At 48.8% G+C, this 19,674-nt stretch carries 15 protein-coding genes and 1 pseudogene; 1 reads left to right on the top strand and 15 read right to left on the bottom strand.

Going from position 1 to position 19,674, the window contains the following annotated elements; genetic code table 11:
- The first annotated feature begins 223 nt into the window (after positions 1 to 223).
- Positions 224 to 604, top strand: coding sequence for a hypothetical protein (locus KQI65_07135; protein MCB2204506.1), 381 nt, complete (start codon positions 224 to 226; stop codon positions 602 to 604).
- 358 nt (positions 605 to 962) lie between these two features.
- Here the strand turns inward: KQI65_07135 and istB are convergent, their stop codons facing one another.
- From istB to KQI65_07060, 15 genes and pseudogenes are all read right to left on the bottom strand, one after another.
- Positions 963 to 1,772 (bottom strand): IS21-like element helper ATPase IstB, encoded by an 810-nt coding sequence (istB, locus tag KQI65_07130; protein MCB2204505.1) that lies wholly within the window; start codon positions 1,770 to 1,772, stop codon positions 963 to 965.
- Positions 1,769 to 3,214 (bottom strand): IS21 family transposase, encoded by a 1,446-nt coding sequence (gene istA / locus KQI65_07125; GenBank protein ID MCB2204504.1) that lies wholly within the window; start codon positions 3,212 to 3,214, stop codon positions 1,769 to 1,771. The genes istB and istA overlap by 4 nt, the downstream gene beginning before the upstream one ends.
- Before the next feature lie 184 nt (positions 3,215 to 3,398).
- A complete protein-coding gene (locus KQI65_07120; GenBank protein ID MCB2204503.1) occupies positions 3,399 to 3,560 on the bottom strand; it encodes a hypothetical protein in 162 nt (53 codons plus the stop codon).
- Between the two features lie 44 nt (positions 3,561 to 3,604).
- Positions 3,605 to 4,591 (bottom strand): NYN domain-containing protein, encoded by a 987-nt coding sequence (locus tag KQI65_07115; protein MCB2204502.1) that lies wholly within the window; start codon positions 4,589 to 4,591, stop codon positions 3,605 to 3,607.
- A gap of 471 nt (positions 4,592 to 5,062) precedes the next feature.
- Positions 5,063 to 5,812, bottom strand: coding sequence for a T9SS type A sorting domain-containing protein (locus KQI65_07110; GenBank protein MCB2204501.1), 750 nt, complete (start codon positions 5,810 to 5,812; stop codon positions 5,063 to 5,065).
- Positions 5,784 to 9,098, bottom strand: coding sequence for a hypothetical protein (locus KQI65_07105; protein ID MCB2204500.1), 3,315 nt, complete (start codon positions 9,096 to 9,098; stop codon positions 5,784 to 5,786). The genes KQI65_07110 and KQI65_07105 overlap by 29 nt, the downstream gene beginning before the upstream one ends.
- Positions 9,099 to 9,333: 235 nt before the next feature.
- Entirely contained in the window at positions 9,334 to 11,055 is a 1,722-nt protein-coding gene (locus tag KQI65_07100) for a T9SS type A sorting domain-containing protein (GenBank protein MCB2204499.1), read from the bottom strand.
- Positions 11,056 to 11,703: 648 nt separating this feature from the next.
- Positions 11,704 to 11,949 (bottom strand): hypothetical protein, encoded by a 246-nt coding sequence (locus KQI65_07095; GenBank protein MCB2204498.1) that lies wholly within the window; start codon positions 11,947 to 11,949, stop codon positions 11,704 to 11,706.
- A gap of 44 nt (positions 11,950 to 11,993) precedes the next feature.
- Positions 11,994 to 12,962, bottom strand: a complete 969-nt coding sequence (locus KQI65_07090; GenBank protein MCB2204497.1) for an NYN domain-containing protein — start codon at positions 12,960 to 12,962, stop codon at positions 11,994 to 11,996.
- 367 nt (positions 12,963 to 13,329) lie between these two features.
- On the bottom strand, positions 13,330 to 14,670 hold the full coding sequence (locus tag KQI65_07085; GenBank protein ID MCB2204496.1) for a T9SS type A sorting domain-containing protein: 1,341 nt from the start codon (positions 14,668 to 14,670) through the stop codon (positions 13,330 to 13,332).
- Positions 14,671 to 14,684: 14 nt separating this feature from the next.
- Positions 14,685 to 15,524, bottom strand: coding sequence for a T9SS type A sorting domain-containing protein (locus KQI65_07080; GenBank protein MCB2204495.1), 840 nt, complete (start codon positions 15,522 to 15,524; stop codon positions 14,685 to 14,687).
- A 289-nt stretch (positions 15,525 to 15,813) separates the two neighbouring features.
- Positions 15,814 to 17,129: pseudogene (locus tag KQI65_07075) on the bottom strand (IS3 family transposase).
- 79 nt (positions 17,130 to 17,208) lie between these two features.
- Positions 17,209 to 17,400, bottom strand: coding sequence for a hypothetical protein (locus KQI65_07070; protein ID MCB2204494.1), 192 nt, complete (start codon positions 17,398 to 17,400; stop codon positions 17,209 to 17,211).
- The gene (locus KQI65_07065) at positions 17,378 to 17,782 is read right to left on the bottom strand and encodes a hypothetical protein (GenBank protein MCB2204493.1); all 405 of its coding nucleotides are present in this window, start codon (positions 17,780 to 17,782) and stop codon (positions 17,378 to 17,380) included. The genes KQI65_07070 and KQI65_07065 overlap by 23 nt, the downstream gene beginning before the upstream one ends.
- 84 nt (positions 17,783 to 17,866) lie before the next feature.
- Complete coding sequence (locus tag KQI65_07060) at positions 17,867 to 18,928, bottom strand: hypothetical protein (GenBank protein MCB2204492.1); 1,062 nt, start codon at positions 18,926 to 18,928, stop codon at positions 17,867 to 17,869.
- Positions 18,929 to 19,674: the final 746 nt, after the last annotated feature.

The raw sequence follows: 19,674 nt of genomic DNA, 5'->3' as shown, positions 1-19,674 counted from the left end.
ACAGGCCATGTATGGCCAGGTACCTGGCCACCGGGGGTGAGAAAGCTTGCTTTCAAGATAAAAAGCGACGCTTTTTATCTTTCTTTCCCCCTGGTAACCCGCCAGTGTTGAATATTTCAACACCCCAATCAAACTTACCCAGCTTTTCAAGCATTTTCGTGCTTAGCAAGCGGGATATAAGGCCACGAAAGGCCTACAAAACACTATTAAGGAGTAAAACCTTATGAAATTTAAAATAAAAAAAGAGCTCATCGATGAGATGCTCAAAGTATTTCCAAGCATAGAATATGATTCAACGGCCGATGATGCCGTATCACAGGTCCAAACATCCGTAGACTGGTTTCTGCAGATGCCGAAGACGAAAAACCTACGCCAGAATTCCCCCACGGCAGGCAGCATCAAACACTATATTGAGCGTCAGCCAACCGGATACAAGGGATACATCAGCGAAGATGCAGCACTGATCGCTGCTATTATTTGCGGATTCTCACATGACCTTGACAGCAAGCGCATCGCCCTGGATTATGAATACTACCAGACATGGTACAAGGTCAACACGACGATCCCGGACACCATGTGGACGTTCTTATATTGGGGTAAATAGTAAAGAGAAGCGATGCTTCTCTTTACTTCCTCATCCTGATGCTAGATTTTTTTATACTCGGCTGCGAACTGGGTAAGGACGCTGATCGACCAGTCCTTCAATCTGCTACTAATTTTGGCTTTGATATCTGAATAGATCTCCTCATCACGGATGTTCTTCATTCTGCGGACAGCAGCTGAATGAGCATATCCCGTATTGCCAATTCACCAATCATTCCAGCTGTGCAACGACAATTATTATTCCCGTCTGACGACAATTACAATTCCCGTTTTCTGTTTGGCCACTTTTATACATGAATGAATGATGAGATGGCCATCACCACGATAGGGAGCGTGGACTCAGGCCGTGTCATCTTGGGTTATCTCTTTGTTTCTTCTGGTTTTCGTTTTCTGCCCTTCACCGGATTCGCCTTCTCCGTTGATTTTTGTGCCTGTTCAAGCCGGTAGCTCTGCACGTTGAGCTCGACGATGACACTGTGATGGACGAGCCGGTCTATGGCAGCGGCTGTCGTCATCGGATCCTTGAAGATGGTTTCCCACTTCGAGAACGGGAGATTGCTGGTCAGGAGGATGCTTCCCCGCTCATAACGCTCTGCCAGAAGCGCAAACAGGACCTCCATCTCATCACGATCATGCTGCACATAGCCGATGTCATCAAGGATGATGGCGGAGAACTTGCGGAGCATCTTGAGCTTCTTCTCCAGACGCAACTCGTGCTTGGCACGAAGCAGATCCTGGATCATATGGCTGGCCGGTGTGAACAACACGCTGATCCCGCGGCGAACCAGCTCATGACCGATTGCACAGACCAGGTGCGTTTTCCCACTTCCCGGATTCCCGAACGCCAGCAGATTCTCCTTTCGTTCAACGAACGAGCCCTCGATGAGCGTGGGGACCTGCAAGGCGATACGCTTCGGGAGGCGACGCGTCTCGAACGTCTCCAGCGTTTTTTCCAGTGGCAGTCGTGAGGCTTTCAAGAGCCGTGCGATCCGGTTCTCCTGACGGGAAGCCCGTTCGTACAGGGCAAGATGCAGCAGATACTGCTCGTAGCCGTGCGACTCCAAGCGTGCACGTTCGGCTTCTTGCGCGTATTCGCGCCGGATTGCCGGCAGGTGCAGCTCTTTGAGTGCTTCGCTCAGCTGCGCGGAGATGGTAGGCTGGTTTTTCACGCCACCCTCCGTGTCAACCGATCGTACGCCGTCAGATCAACGCGGTCGATATGAACATCGCTTACCGGACGCGACGGCGTACCTGCGTGCAGATGCGCCGTGACCGCCTCCACACTCAGCGCGTGTGCACTGTTGATCAGGATGCGCAAGGCATCGTCGACAGCCGTTTCGCTTTCCTGCGCTGCCAGTTCGAGGATCCCCAGGTACTCCCGGGTGGCCGCCGCGCCGCGCTGTGCCAGCAGGATGTCGTACGCCATACGAAAGCGCGTGCTCGGGAACAGATCCGCTTGATACTTGTAGTGGGCAAACGCTCCGGGCTTACGCACCAGCGAGCTGATCACATGCCGATAGTTGATCCGGTGTCCGCCCGTGCCTCGCAACCGGGGGATGTGTGCCGCGACGACAGTGCCCGCGTATCGTACCGTGAGTTCTTCCGCCGTCACACGCACTTCAACGCGCTCGCCGATCAAACGACTGGGCACCGAGTACACGTTTCGTGCCACCGAGATCGTACTGTCAGAGCGCACACGAACCTGTGCCACCTGCGCGCTTTCCAATCGCCGTGCAGGCAAGGCACGCAGCTGAGACTGTTCTTCGGCGAAGCGTACCTGCCGACCGGCATTGCGCCGGGCGAAAAGAGTATGCAAGAACTGTTCGTACTCCGCGCGACTGGCAAAATCACGACTGCCACGCAACATGAGCTCCTGATCAACGGCCGTTTTGATCAGATCGTGGCTTTTCTCTGCATCTCCATTCTCATGTGCGGCACCTGCCTGGATCTTCTGCGGCGACATTCGATAGTGGTCCATCAGCGCTGCGTACCGTTTCGTGAAGCTGCGACGGCCACCGAGATCCTGCTGGACCGCAGCACTGAGCTGGTCGGTGCGATGAGAAGCCGTTACTCCGCCAAGCTCCCACAACGCGTTCTGCAGTCCTTCGGAGAGACTCTCGAACGACTCGGAAAAACACACCGTTCCTGTCTCCCAGTTCGAGTAGGTCAACACAAAGTGGAAGAGCAAATGATCGAATGGCTGAGAAGTGATCGTAACACCGAGCTTCCCCATGTGGGTGAAGTCTGAAGCGCTCAGCTGCCCCGGCACGTGCACCTGGGGGAATATGACGTCCTTCCCACTGCCGTGCAGCGCACGCCACTGCTTGATCCTGCGCTGGAGGGTGCGTAACTGCCCATCCTGATATTTGCCCGGCGATCGCCGCTGCAGGAAGGCGAAAATCGTTTTTGCCTGAAGCTCCTCCTCATTCTCGAGCAGATCAGTGACCTCTGCCCAGTCCTCTGCGAACGGGTCTTCCCGCGTTCGCCATGAGCGGTCCGGCTGCGATTCACTCGGCAGTTTGCCGCTGCGCAGGCACTTCCGGGCGGTCTTCTCGTCCATTCCTGCGCGTAGGGCTGATGCACCGATCTTCCCGGTCTTCTTGAAGTGCATGCGTAAACTCCTTACCTGTTTGTCGGTGACCATACAGAACTCCGGCTGGTGCAGCGAAGCCGTGAACTCCTAAAACGGGCTTCGCGATACCGGAATTCTAATTGTCGCCAGGCAGGAAATCTAATTGTCGCTGATCAGTATCTGCGCTTTTAGACATTGGCAAGAAAACTCCTTGGATCACAACCTAAGCCATTTCGTTACCACGAAGGCCGTGCAAACGGATAATCCACCCTCCTGGAACACGTAAAGCCGTGGAAAATCCGTATTCATCTGTGCCAATATGTCGAGACTGCCCCATTGGAATGGCTTCAAAGTCGAAAATGTCATGTTCAATCGATTTTGTCACGGAATTCTCCCTGTTAAGCGCGTTTCAGACTTGGATAATCAACTTCACCCAGGATTCAACTCCCGAACAGTCGGATGGTTGTAGTTGACCAGGATGACCCTATAGTCGTAAGGCTCACCCTTCCGTTGTTCCACGCAGATCGCGCCGAACTGCTCCAGATCGTACAGGATGTTCTTTCTCTCGAAATCCGCCAAGGCAGGCAAAACATCGGTCAGTTTCCGCAGAAAGGGACTCAGCCAAATTTCCGGATGGGAGCCGTATTCCGTGAGCATCAGATCCAGACAGCGCTTCTGGTCCTCCGTGACCACTGGCACCGGACTCCGGAACCTTGAGCCTACACTCTCCTTCTGAGGCTTCACAGGCTCGGTATTCTGCTCGGGTACAGCCTGCGGCAAAGCCTCATCCTGCGGATCAGACTTCTTCCCCTCCAGAGCCTCCTGCCGTGCTTGCTCACGATGCTGCTCAGCCAGTCGGGCATATGCTGCTTCTTTTTCAAGCCGCTTCAGGGATTCTTCCTCGAACAAACTCACCGCGTCGACGAAGTTGTCCTCACCAATGTTCTGAAGCAAATCCCCGGAGAGATTCCCTCGAAATGCCACGGCTTTTACGGTTTTTGCCTGCGTCTGGATGTGCTGTATCACCGGGATATAATCGCGATCACCGGCGACAAAGACAAACGCTTCGATATCTGGTCTCGTGTACAGTATCTGCATGGCATCAATGCAAAGACGCATATCCGCCGCATTCTTGTGCTGCACGCCCATGACGTTCCTTATCTCGATGCCCATCAGGTACAATGAACCCAATGGAGCTGAAGCCAACCGTTCGAAATCAGCATAGGCGTATCGGACGATTGGAGATAAGCCCAGTTCTTGCTCCAGATAGACCCTCAGGTTCCTTATGAGCTCCAAGGTGTATTCCGTCAGATCAGGAAGGTCCGTGTACTGCGACTTCAGGTAGTAGAAAACATTCTCGAAGTCGACGAAGACTGCTGCGTAGCCTTTTTCTGAGTTGGAGAGCTGTGTTGGCATGTCCACAGTTTTGGTTGTGATGATCTATATAAACAATATAGCTCAGTTAGACCTAAATAGGCGATTGCAGTAGCATGAATGTGCTTCTCGTTACTCGGAAGTCTCCTACGTACTTCATCTCCCCAGGTCACGTTTTCCGACTGCCTGAGGGCACCGGCGTTCTTTGGTCGGCGGGCTATGAATATTCTCATATGGGGCTCTTGTCCTCTCCGTGACACAGGATAGATGCCGATAATACTAACATTTACACCTGCTCAGTTTTCATGGAGAAAGTCAGGATGAGGGACTTTTCTGATTCGATACTATATTTGTGCATCGTTCGCATGGTTACAATCCCAGAATCTGTGTTGTTTTTTCTTTATATAATATCCTAATACAACCGAGTACTTCCAGCAAGGATAGTTGTTATACGACAGAACCCATAGATTGCAGATCTATGGGTTCCGTCCCTAAATAAAGTAGTATATTTTCTTAACGTATCAGGAGCATTTTCATTTGGACGACATTATCATCAGCATTCATTCTACAAAAATACAATCCATTAGAAATATTTCCCACATTCCAGTCAACATAATGAACACCTTTGCTATAATACTGATCTGCCAGCACCTGAATTTTCTGACCACAGGAATTATATATCGCTATGTTTATAGTGCATTCGTACTCATTCATGAAAGCAATAGTTGTGTGATCAGCCACAGGGCTTGGATAATATTGAAGTATATTAATATCCTTCTTCTGGTTACTAGACAATGAACTTTGCCATTCGTAATTATTTTTTTGCTGAGTAGTCGCATATGATAGGCGGCTATAGACCAAAGGATAAAGCTCAAATGCACGCAGCATAATGCTATCCTGCATTGCATTTATAGTATCAACGACGCTTATTCCCTCAGCATAGCCTCCATCAAGCACCCATGGGTAATAAAGCGCCTTGCGAACACAAGCCCCTTTATGTAGATTGCTCATACTCGTATAGGTGTTCGCATTTAGAAGTGCGATCGCATCATCGAACAATCCTTTGCTCGCAAGAATATCCGCAGCTAGCAGTTTCGATTGTGAGTCACTACGTGCTAGACACAGAGAAAGAAGAGCATTTACCTCCTCCTGGGACTGATTTTCACTGAGTGCTTGAGCAACGAAGCGTAGGAAGGAATATTCCACATTGGTTGCGGCCGGTGTTTTTAAATAACTAGCTAATAATCGCCGCAAACTCTCCATGATTATGTTTTGCAGCGGCAGAAATAATCTGACCCTTGGTACCACCTGGAATGAATGTCGTCACCGATTTGCTAAGAGCGTAATCGTTGTTCGTCCTTGTAAAAGGGATAGGATCAGAGAGCAGCAGCGGATCGTATGATACGTTACCGCTATAATGAAGTGGTGACGGCGGCGTGGCACCCCAATTGGACGGTTCCCACCAACAAGATTTAGCAAGAATATACCCATATGGCTCAGTCATCGCTTGGATAGCATCTGGATCGATGGAGAGAAACTCGTTACGTTCAGTTGTAGAAGAAAGTGTATCATCTAACGCTCCGAAGTGAATCCACCCTCCTTGGAGTGCGACCAGACCTTCGGAGAGAAATGAAAAACTATTATTGCCGCCACTGGCTGGTGGGCTATGGTCAACATCTCCTAGGATTGTACCGTCCCAAGCATAAGCTCCTCGCCAAAAACCATCAAATTTACATTCATCAACGAGAATTCGATACTCATTTGAATGACAAGTAATTGCTGAATTCCCCCACTCTGCGATACCAACCGCATGATCACGGAACAGTCGTGAGACAGATGACCCAACATGAATGAGATGGTTTTTTATGTCGTGGGAAATAGTTCCTGTACTAGTTAGATCACCACCTAGATTCCATAATGCACAGTCTACGTACGATATTTCACAAATCTCATCGAGATCCACCACGCCGCCAGAACCTGCGATTACGCTACCATTCATAATATCCACACTCTGCAATGATACATTGCCTCCATTTCGCGCAACAATTCCGATCCACGGCATCAATGCATCGCATGAACCAAACGTTGTACCAAGAGCTATGAGATCTCCGTCACAATAAAGTCCATTCCCCGCGGAAAACAACAATTCATCTGTGCCGTACAATCGGAGTGTGGCTTCTGGTTCTACATAGATACTTCGATCATAATCTACACAAGTCCCTCCTGCAATAGGATTCATATCTGTGGTTTCGCTCAACATCGGGTCGAGACGAAACAGGTTCGCAGCACCCGGCGCAAAATATTCCGTAAATCCATTCGAATATGACATCTCATCAGGAGTTTCGCTTGCTTTCACAATCCATATATCACCTGTTACTACATTTGTAACCCGCCACTGCCCTACTGTTCCACCAAGCGTTGATAACTTTATTGTTATGTGCCGTTGTCCAATCGGATCGTTTGCAGAGTGCAGGACTCCATCGTATGTATTACCGTTAATAACAAACAAGTACTTTGTCTCCGCGGTACACCCAGTAGGTGGGTTACTTGCTTTCACTTCGTACTCTGAAGCAATCACGTATGTTTTATCTTGGCTGTCAACACTATTGGCAATATCCTGTCTTCTACTTACAATCATAGACACCAATTCGGATGCTCCTGCTTCTTGCCTCCAACGGCTGTTCCATTGAATTCCGTTTTTCCAATTCAGATGTTGAGATATAAATGAGCCAATAGGCTTAAGAAATGTCTCAATGTATGCCTGAGTTGAGTCCCACTTGTTTTCACCATTCCAATCAAGGATTCTTCTGGCATCTTCATTTCCTTCATTACCGATAAAACCCATGGTACCATTATTCAGATCTAATGGGTCATCCCAATTCACTCCAGCACTGGGATTAGGCAACATGCGGTCCGACGCAGACACTGTTGGTGTAGCAGGTGGAGTTGGTGGCACAACCGATGTGAAAGGGACCGATGAGAATGCATAAAATAGTACACCATCTGCTCCCAAAGCAAGCACTAAATTACATTGCATTCTCAGCTCTGCTGCAGACGGTTCTCTGTTAGGAATACCATCATACCAATTATCTGGAATGTTGTCATGCAGCAGATTTGTATGGTTTTGGATGTAAGGGACCCAAGGAGTTTCGGATGCATATTCTATTCTAGCGACCATATTTGCATACAACAACTCCCACATTCCGGAATATCCATCCGGTCTATCTCCATAATCATACAGAGGCGTTAGATAATCATTAGCAGCAACGGAAGGCAGTGTGGGTCTGGGGTGATCAGCCAATATTGGGTAATTATATGGCCCTGTAATCATCTCAGTAGCTAATAGTGGAGTAGTAGTGGTGATTGTCTCTGATCCGTACGTAGAAAACAACTCCACCTGTTCACCTGTTTGCGTTTTAATTAGCTTCGAAAGTAATATTGTCGTATAATAAGTCCCATTACTTGCAACTTGCTCCTCACCAACAACATACCTAAGCCCTGGCAGCGCACCCGATCCCTTAAGAACGGGATCGTTATTTTGACATAAGTATGCTAATCTCTCCTCAGCTTGAGATCTGTGCGAACTATGTATCGGGAGAGTCCATTGATTGTCTGGATTCCATAGTCCATAAGTGGCAGGGTTTGTAAGACAAACGGCATCGACATAGATACGCGAATCGGCTGTCCCGTAGTTTATTGTAATATCAAATTCGCCTCTAACATTTTCGAGATCCCCCTTGTGTTCCCTAAGTCGCGTGGTACCTCGAACCGACTCAACATCCGTCCAGCTCCACCATAAATGACTTTGCGAGTTTCCGTACTGGGCATACATTAATTCACCGCCTGGTCTACCGTTTGTCTGCAACAATTCCACTTCTCCAATAACAATCTCTTGTACTCCAGTAAGTCGCTCCCTTCCACTTGGTGTATCATGAAAGAAATGTTTTCCTGTCAGAGAATAAGTTAAAAATTGGATCCCAGTATTTGGATCTGTATATTGAATATTGATATTTAATATTGGGTTAGTATTGTCCATCGGCAGCGGCGCTCCGAAGCTATCATCATATTTTACTATTAACGATAGTTGATACATACCGGATGTTCGATTAGGTACATCCGCATCACCAACTCTGTATGCTGACATTTCTCTTATTCTATCAATCGAGATCCCATGAACCGTTTGAGACGTCTGACTAATCAGAATGCAGTTTTCAGAACTATTTGGATCAGTGAGTGATTTCGAAAATGGTCCATCATTGATAAAATGATCTTCAAATTCTTCGATGTAGTAACTCGGTGATCCGATATGAGATGCATAATCTACAACTGATTCTGGATTAATCATTATACGCTCTCCCATAAATCTCCTACTAAGCTCACCATCACGGACTAGAACTCGGAGATTTTTGGCATTCGCTGCTTCACAAACTTCTACCACCGCATTATTGTTCCAATAATTCTCACTTGGTATTACGTGGTCTTCGGGCGCGTCACCTCCTTTGATGCTTACTCCGACAAGATTCATCCCAAGCCATTTTGCCTGTGACATAATACTATCTGATAGGCAGTTCATACTAGATCTCGGATCAGCGGAAGGATCCGGGGTTGGAGGTGCCGTCAAGGGATTCAACATACCTCTTACACCATGGGCTGTCCTAATTGTCGGATCCCAACTCGGTGTCAGTCCATAAGACCCAATCCAAAAGTCTGGATCTTGAGCGTGTGCTGTCACACACAATGTGAGCATTAGTACTACTACATGTTTCATTGAGCCACCATATACATTATAAAATGGTTATGAAGGAATAGGCTGCGTCATCGCCTATTCCTATTTTTAATACATATACTCCTGCCTCAACCTTCGGCAACTCTAGTGTATACTCTGATGCGGTTTCTCTGTATTGTATTTCATAAGAAGCTACTAACTTACCCAAGATATTCACTATCCGAACGGGCACCGAGCCGCTGTATCGAATCGGTATAGTGAGAGTCAGATGCGATGTGCCTTTCGGGACCGGGTTTGGGAAGACCGCTACTGGTGGAGGATTGGCTGATAATCGACTTTCAACATTTGTGCTTAGTTTTTTTGCCCCTAGACAGATGATAAACCGACGAGTCAACCACCATCCAACTGCAGGAGGCTCTGCTTTTCCCCTTCCAGAGACAGCAAAATCATCATAGCCGTCCCCATTGACATCGCCAACGTTGTAAGCACCATTTTTCACATGATCTTCATCCGGAATCATCCCGATGTGACCACTGTGTTCACGCCAGAGTCCACTTTTATACATCGGGTAAAGGTAGTATAGACTCCCTGTGTTAATGAGGTAGGTTGCCCAACTTATCAGCAAATCTTTTGTCCCGTCCCCGTTCATATCGCCTACTGGATGAATACTCCACGCCCCAACAATTCCATAGCGGTCCGGCCATGGGTTTTGAATCGAATCGTTTGGTTGAATAATCTCCGGGAGTGATGGGCTTCCCAGAAACACCAAAGGATCCCCATATTCCCTGTGCTGTCCGGCATCAATTATATCGTCAATACCATCGTTATTCACATCGTAAACAGCAGATCCAGCTACGTTCCGTGGGCTCCATCCAATATCCGATCTCAGTGTTCGATAGGGTGATGGATTTGTTCCATTCTTATTCCCCAGAAACAGATCCCAATAGTCAACTCTTATTGGTGAATTATAAAGACTACCGCATAGAAGAATATCATCGCATCCATCACCGTTAAGGTCACCGGACATAAAATCCCAAGTGTAGATGTCTGTACCACCGTGATCTACCGGCCACACCTCGATATCTGGATTGGCATCCATTTCCTCTCCGCCAAGAAAGATAATAGGCAGGTATATAGGTGCAACCTGTCCAGAATATCTCATTACGAGCAAGTCATCGTACCCATCGGCGTTGAAATCGAGGCTTTGCACACCACACCTGAGATCATTAAAAGTGAAACCACCCCAGTAACTCCCTGAATCCCCTCTGAGGATCATATCTGCATGCGGTCCAAGATGTGGCGGTTCCTCATGGTGGAGGAAGATTCTGATTTCACCCCGTCCATCAGGATCCATATCCCGGTTCCTCCATTCAATCGCCGTTGCAAGATCCATCCTGCCATCGCCGTTGAAATCACCACTAGCTATGCCCGTCGTACCTCCAAGCAGGAAAAGGGCTGGCTCATGGTTCAGGGTGTCCCCTCCAAGAAAGATAAACGTAGTATCGTAAGACGAGGCCACGGCAAAGTCATCATAACCATCGTTATTGATATCGCCGAGCGCCGTACACCACTGAGAGAATCCCGGATGCTCATAATGTGTTACTGGCGGCATTTCGAGTATCTCCCAATCTCCGGTTGTTTCCTGATTCGGAAGCCACCTTGACTCAGATTGTGCATGCCCGATAACAGTGTGCATTACAATGAGCGACCACAGCCAGCAGAAAGCGACAAGTATGGTTTTACTCTGGTGTGTCAATTTGAAATTTTTAACGTATCCCATCTTATTACCAGTTATCTGTGACTAATATTTGCCTATGAATAATTATTACTTTGTAATCACTGTACATCGTCAGATCGTCTTTAACACATTGGACTGATATCATTGGTGTCGTTTTGATGGTTGCAGTCGAGTCGTTCTGTTTGTCTGCTGTAATATCCTATGCTTGGTCTCTGATGTGTATATCTTCAGATCTTCTTGGACACATCGGGTTGATTGCTAAGGTGTAGTTTTGAACGTTGCTGTGGGGCCTTTCAACGCAGATTGAACTGTTTTCGCTGCCGTAATGTCCTTCGCTTGATCTCTCGTGCGACTGAGTTCGGGTCTGTTGAGTCACTCATAGGTACCTCCTGTCGTTATCTGATTCTACGGAAATACCACCTTAGAATCTACCCCAAATCTGTCCATGAGGTTCTGACGTCATACACTGACGCCTGACAATCAGGTAATCATCGGAGTCATCCGTATCGACTGGCGTTCCCAGTGCCAGATGCACGGCACCAGCCGTGTCAATGGAATGCATTGGCGGCTGCGGATCAACAGCGGCATCCTCTGAACATGCAGAGACCCCCACAAGCAGAATTGCGGACAGCAGACAGAGTCGGACAAGTTCCCCCATCGATCAACTCATTTCAGATCAAACAGATCGACTCAGAAGTGATAATACGCATTCAGGATACCATAGTCAAGAATCAGTTTTTCTGGCTCCCGCACAAAAATGCCCTGGATCACATTCGACATCATGGCTTCCATTCTCAGCTCATGCAGGCGCACAATCCACCCTCCTGGAACACGTAAAGCCGTGGAAAATCCGTATTCATCTGTGCCAATATGTCGAGACTGCCCCATTGGAATGGCTTCAAAGTCGAAAATGTCATGTTCAATCGATTTTGTCACGGAATTCTCCCTGTTAAGCGCGTTTCAGACTTGGATAATCAACTTCACCCAGGATTCAACTCCCGAACAGTCGGATGGTTGTAGTTGACCAGGATGACCCTATAGTCGTAAGGCTCACCCTTCCGTTGTTCCACGCAGATCGCGCCGAACTGCTCCAGATCGTACAGGATGTTCTTTCTCTCGAAATCCGCCAAGGCAGGCAAAACATCGGTCAGTTTCCGCAGAAAGGGACTCAGCCAAATTTCCGGATGGGAGCCGTATTCCGTGAGCATCAGATCCAGACAGCGCTTCTGGTCCTCCGTGACCACTGGCACCGGACTCCGGAACCTTGAGCCTACACTCTCCTTCTGAGGCTTCACAGGCTCGGTATTCTGCTCGGGTACAGCCTGCGGCTCAGGCTTCTTCGCCTCCAGTGCCTCCTTCCGTGCTTGCTCACGGTGCTGCTCAGCCAACCGGGCGTATGCGGCCTCCTTTTCCAGCCGCTTCAGGGATTCTTCATCGAACAGGCTCGTAGCGTCAACGAAGTTGTCGTCACCGATATTCTGCAGCAGATCACCGGATAGGTTCCCTCGGAACGCGACGGCTTTGACGGTTTTGGCCTGCGTCTGGATGTGCTGGATGACTGGGATGTAATCACGATCACCGGCGACAAAGACAAACGCTTCAATGTCAGGCCTTGTGTACAGAATCTGCATGGCGTCGATGCACAGGCGCATATCTGCTGCATTTTTATGCTGCACTCCCATGACGTTCCTGATCTCGATGCCCATTAGGTAAAGCGATCCAAGTGGAGCAGCAGCCAAACGCTCGAAGTCTGCGTAAGCGTACCGAACAATCGGAGCTAATCCAAGCTCCTGTTCCAGATATACGCGGAGGTTCCGAATGAGCTCCAGGGTATACTCGGTCAAATCAGGAAGGTCCGTGTATTGCGACTTCAGGTAGTAGAAAACATTCTCGAAGTCGACGAAGACGGCTGCGTAGCCTTTTTCTGGGCTGGGAGGTTGTGTGGGCATATCCAGTGTGCACTGCTTTGTGAGCGATAGATGGAATATAGCTCTATTAGTGCAGACAGGACAATCCCAACAACATAGGCGTGATTCACATAACTCATCAGTTTTCAACAGACCTAGTCTAGACGAAAGCCGTTAACTGCCTGGCGCAGGGCAAACGCGATCTGCTCTTCGGTGAATTTGGACATCCTCATCCAGGTATTTTCCCCTTTCGTGACATGGGAAATAGGCTGATAGTTCTCACATATGCACTGGCTAACTTTGCAGGGAGGAGGTCACAACAAGCACCTTGTCGGTTTTCACCGCACATTTATAGGGAAGTCACACAAGGCGCAATCCACCTGTCATTTTCTTACCACAAGGCACAGACTCATTGAATCACGATCTTGAAGACCTTCATCCGACTCATCGCGATGGCCCGGATAAAATACACTCCACAGCTAAGATTTCCCGTGTCTATTACACTGTTTCTTGTTCCAACATCAAAGTCATTTCTTGACAACTCAGCTGCTAGGCGACCATGTATATCATACATTCGAATGCTTATATTTACTGCGTGCTCATGTCTTTTGTCAACATGTACTTGTTGTCCCTGCAAAACCACATTGGGGTACACATCCAGAAGTAACTCATCTGTCATCTTTACTGGGGCGACCTCAGATGTCGAACTATATTCCTTTCTGTATATCTGGCCTTCCTCGCTTACTGTGTAATAGTGTTGACCTGAATAGCAAACAGATCTCAGGGTACGCCAGCCTTCGAATTCTGGTATACTATCGGATGTCCAGTTTTGTCCGTTGTCCTGGGTCTTAAGAGCTGGGACAGAACCACGTCCAACACAGATACCGTTCGTATCATCTGTAAACAGCATATCATAATACACACTGGTACCATTTGGCATCGATGGTTCGATCCACTCAGTTCCGCCATTTGTGGTCTGGTAACACTCGCTGAAATCGGAGCCGATAAATAGATGACCTTCCCGGCGTACAGCAAGAGCATAATAATGCCTTCCGATCTGAGGTTTGATCTGAGTCCAGTTCGCACCACCATCCTCGGAGAAGGCGACGAGACCGTAGGAACCTGTCATGTACCCAATACGGTCATTGGTAAAATTGATATTAAGTATACTGTGGTAAAATCCTGTAATTGGCACCTTTTCATCAAATGTCCCACGAAGCGTCCATGACGCTCCACCATCAGATGTGAACCATACGCATGCCTTCCCTTCCGTAATCGACCCCGAGCAACTCGAATCGCCAGCGAGCCATCCCGTCTTTTCATCGAGAAAGAAGGCACACAAATAATGATAGCAGGTGTCATCCCTTCTTTCGACCCAGGAGACACCGGCATCGGTTGTGACATACTTCCTGCCTTCGTCTCCCACAACGTATGCAGTATTTTCATCTACGATGCCGATTGCCTTCAGATAACGAGGGCCTATTTTGTCTGTTACAAGTTCTGTGTAGCTCCAATTTTCTCCCGCATCGGTCGTTCTCAGTACGCCGCTATGTGTGCATACCAGGCCCGTCGTCTCGTCGAAGAACTCGACATCGTTAAATTCGTCCTGCCCCGTCGGCACCACATCCCCAGGTTCAGGATAAATCAGGCTCCATTCCTGTTCATTCTGTGCTGTGCAAGTCAACGATAACGTCAGAACGCATACTAATGCAACGAAAGGGTGGCTGACACAATTTACCTCTATTTTCATCTCTGCTCCCAAGTCTATTCAACAATAACAATCTTTCTAATTTCATGACAGCATTTGCTCGTAAGACGATAGAAATAAACACCAGGCGCATAGCTAGACGTATTATCCGATATCGTCATGGTGTTCATGATCTCTCCAGCATACACGGTCTTCATATACTTTCCGGTTGCGTCATATAACTTTAACATAGCAACATCAGCGGTACCACCAAACAATTCAATAACAATGTTCTCGCCAGATCGCACTGGGTTTGGGGACGCTGTCCATTCAGGCGATGCAGGTGTGTGTACCTTATTATCACCATCGGTGCCTGACGGCTTGCCCAGTAAGTACTCATAAAGACCTGCACTTGTACCGGCATAGAGACGACGAGGATTCTCATGGTAATACAGATAGTTTACGGATACGCTGTGCATTCCATCAGTCTTCATACCGACCCAGGTCGAACCATAATCAGTAGATTTATACACGCCACCCGCCCGTTCCCCGTTTTTTTTATGTGCGTTCGGTCCCGACATGGACTTTGATGAACAGTAATAAGTTTGCGGTTCTAATGGATCGACCAATATATCAGTGAATGACAAAGCCTTAAATACACTGTTATCAACAAAATTCCATTCTTGTCCCCCATCTGTAGTTCTTAATATACCTTCATTTGTTGCGACTAGAATGATGTTTGGTTTCTCTGGATTGACGACAATTCGATGAAAGTACGAATCTCGTCTATCATACAGTATTCTCCATGTTTGCCCAAAGTCTTCTGTTTTCCAAATAGATTCTATCCTGGTTCCAAACTTAGTGTATTCGTTTGAACAGAGATAGTATATGCCATCAACATATGGATGAAAAGCCACATCTCTGTACTGATACCTCACACTCGGAGCCCCATTTGGCTCTCTGGGCGTAATAATATGATCGTTACCATTGCTATGAGTGGTCGTTTTGATGATCGTGCTATCTGTTACACGCCACAGCCCATAATAATATCCACCGAATATCTCATGTGGATTATGCGGATTGAAGTGGAAGCGATTGAAAGAGGGAGAGTACTGTATGTCTTCAGATCTTCTTGGACACATTGGGATGATTGCTAAGGTGTAGTTTTAAACGTTGCTGTGGGGCCTTCCCACGCAGATTGAACTGTTTTCTCTGTCGTAGTGTCCTTCGCTTTATCCGCTCTCTCTCCGTCAGTATTTCCCTCATCCTTCCTTCGTACACATCCACCGGTTTCAGGTTCTGCAGCGATTCATGGTACCGCTCGTTGTTGTACCAATCAACGAAGCTCGCGAGGGCACGCTCGAGTTCTTCCGGGTAGTAGTAATGATCGAGCTTTATCAGATTCTTCATCGTTCGGTGGTAGCGCTCGATCTTGCCCTGCGTTGTCGGATGATACGGTTTTCCTCGTGTATGGACCATCTCATGCTCTTCGAGGTACGTCTTCAGTTCTTTCGAGAGGTAGCACGGTCCATTGTCCGAGAGCAGGCGAGGACGGTGCAGAACACGGGCTCGCTCACGACCGCTCCGTTCAAGGGCCAGATCCAGCGTATCCTGTACATCGGTAGCGGTCATTGTCTTGCAGAGCTTCCAGGCGATGATGTACCGTGAGTAATCGTCCATGATCGTCGAGAGATAGTACCAGCCCCAGCCGACGATGCGGAAGTAGGTGAAGTCCGTCTGCCAGAGCTCGTGGACTGCACGCGTTGGGTTCTTGAACCGGTCCGCTGCCGCGATCACGGTATATGCCGGACTGGTGATCAGGTCCGCAGCCGAAAGTATGCGATACACGCTGGATTCCGAGATAAAGTAGCCTTCGGTATCGGTGATATACCAGGCAAGCTCACGTGGTGAGGTTTCGGGCTTCTCCAAGGCAACATCGAGTACGTGGCTTCGCACATCTTCCGGGATGCGATTCCAAATCCTGCCTGGAAGCGGCTTGCGCTGCAGGAGTCCGTCAAACCCTCCTTCACGGTACGACCGATACCAGGTATAAAAGCTCGATCGCGGAACCTGCAGCGTGTCGAGTGTCTCCTTGACCGATCGATCCGAGCCTTCCACGATGCGGATCAGTTCCATCTTTTCCGCGGCAGAGTATCTCATAGCCCGTCCGTATCGATTCCCATACCATTCAAGCTTTTTTTCAGCAACCGGTTCTTCAGGAACACATCGGCCACGGCCTGCTTGAGGTGTTCGTTTTCCTTTTTCAGTTCCTGGACTTCGCTCGTGTTCGCCTCACGCATCGTGTCACCAGCAAGACGTTTCTTCCCGGCTTCGAGGAAGTCCTTGCTCCACTTGTAGTATAGATTCTGATGGATATTTTCGCGCCGACAGATCTCGGCGATGCTGTATTCTCCCTTCAATCCCTCGAGTACGATCCGGATTTTCTCCTCCGAGCTGAATTTCCGGCGGGTCCTGCGTTTGATCTCTCGTGCGACTGAGTTCGGGTCTGTTGAGTCACTCATAGGTACCTCCTGTCGTTATCTGATTCTACGGAAATACCACCTTAGAATCTACCCCAAATCTGTCCATGAGGTTCTGACATCATACACTCCATCCATGTGCATGTCCATACACGAAATCGGTACTCTCCTCCAGTTGCCCGGAGCGGTAGAACCACTTTTCCGTTCCATACTGCAAACCGGATTGCGGGTCATACTCCGCCGACATCTGCAGTTCTCCGGTGACATAAAACGCTTCACGCAGCACCGGCTTACTGTCTTTGTAGGTCATCACGGTCGTGCTGCCAGATTTCGTAGTCCGCGTGGAAAAACGTGACCGACAGTTTCAGGCTCTGTGAGGTGCCGTACAGCAGCGTTAACCGAACGCTGTCAACGAACGCTCCCTGACTGAGTGAAAGAGGAAAATCCCATTGCATTGCCATCACGTCGATATACTTGTCGTTTCCAGACTCCCAGTCACCGACGAGATAGGATCCGTCGCCCTGCGGACTCGGATCGGTGATGGGATTCCACGACGGGGGCCAACCGGAAACATCCTTGCCACGGATCGAACGCGTGTAATTCGAGCCCTGGATGAAGGTAAGTTGCTGCGCCAGCGTTGTCACGGGGATCAGGCATAGCAGTCCCGCAACGACCGCGATAATCAGTCGCTTCATTGAAACCTCCTGTAAACAGGTTGTTTGGGATAAATGAACTATCCCCAGTCCCCGGGCCCGGAAATCAGAGTTTCTATATGCTTCCTATTTTGCCGATCGCGTACCTTTGACAATAACCACTTCCGTACCTTCCGTGAGTACTCCTACAACCCATGCTTCGTCCCCGTGTATTGCGCAGCCGTAGAAATAGGCGCTTTCAAGACCTGGCAGATTTTGGAATGATTTCCACTCTTCCTGATTGTAGTGCAGTATTGTTGAGACAGCCCCGACAACCAGTATATCCCATCTGTTGTTAGCGGCCATGTCTCTTCCGTATCCGCTTTTATGCTCTAGTTCCCAATCCATCGTCTTCTGCCAATTCTTCCCATCGAAATGGAATGCATGCGGTCCATCCGTGTAAATGTCATCCAGATGGCTGAACCAGAGGGCCTGCACGCCGTGGGGCAGGCTGTCCTGCGAGAAGAACGCGACCTTTTCTCCGACGACCGTGTAAAATGCGGTTGGACCAGCATCACCGGGTCCCGTCGCCGCCACGAGCACCGTATCGCCGTTTCCGTGCATTGCCGTGATATCCTGGTCGATGTCACTCTCCAACAAATTCCAGTAATTCCCGTTGTAGTGAATCATCTGGCCTTTCATCCCAGCTGCGTAGATGTTTCTGGGACCGGTACCCCAGCACGTACGCATTCCACCGACATCTCTCAGCGCAGTGAGCAGTCGTGAATCTGTTTCATATTCACGTCCATCCCAGTGAATGAACACGGTGCCCTGCAGAAACCAGATATTATCTGGTGAAGTCCCAAAGAGAGTATGTATTTCGTGCACGCTCGGTTCCGTTGCTGAGCCCATAGGCTCTTCCCATACCTTCTCCAGCTTCCACTCTTTCCCATTCCACCGGCAGGCGTTGTAGTTCTCTCCTTTGTGCTGTATCCAGCCCACCGCCCACACGCAGGTGTCGTTGATGTAGCACACGTCCCATAGATGGCCTTTTGTGTTTTCGGGATCGATGATCGTGTGTTCCCAGGTCCAGTCCTGCGAAGATGGGCCTTCAACTTTTGCCGGAGGCGGTTCGGTGGTGGAATCGGTGCAGGTGTTGCCGAGAAGCACCACGAAGAGAAGTAGAGACAGAATTTTCAGATTTTTCATTGCCACTCCTGCTGAACCTTATTTCTGAAGAGCGGTCTCGCCCCACATTCAGGCCCAAGCCCCATTACTAGTTTTCGTACTCTCGTGAATCCACAACTCGAATCGGGATGCAACAAGAACCTTTTCGGACTCATAATGGTGAATTCGAGGGAGAAGGTCAAGGCTTACAGCTCCTGCAGATACCTCCATTTCTGACAGATTGCTGCGTTCTTCCGCCATTTGCGAGGCAGAATGCGTTTGTGCTTCAGGTAGAAGCGGCAAGTCTCAGCGAAGTCTCCATCCGTTGCGTGTCGAAGTGTTCAAGGGGCTGGATGCCTTTCAACTTCTCGGCATTTTGGACAGCATGCAAGGAAATTTCTGCTCTGACAGCGTTTGGCAGACCTGGTCCAGCCTACCTGATGAGCACCTTCCCCACCTCGATACCGTCATCATGCAGAATCTGCATAAAGGACACGCCGGGAACTGCGTTCGAGGCGGTCCAGGTGGCTCATAGGAACCTTCTTTCGCTGTCTGATGCTACGGAATCTACCCCAAATCTGTCCATGAGGTTCTGACATCATACAATAAGATGCTGAGGTTATATACAATAGCCGCAATCATTTTATTTACAACCATGAGGCTCTATACATGAGCATGACACCATTAGCCGCTGCAATAAACGCAGCGAAGCCGCTTTGCTACAATTACTTGTTCTGTCACATTTGGCCTGGACAGCAACCGAGCAGTGAAGAAATAGACATACTTGC

Source organism: bacterium, assembly GCA_020444325.1.
GTDB lineage: Bacteria > Bacteroidota > Ignavibacteria > SZUA-365 > SZUA-365 > BM516.
The sequence above is the reverse complement of the archived record's forward strand: the minus strand, read 5'-3'. Positions and strand labels throughout refer to the sequence as shown.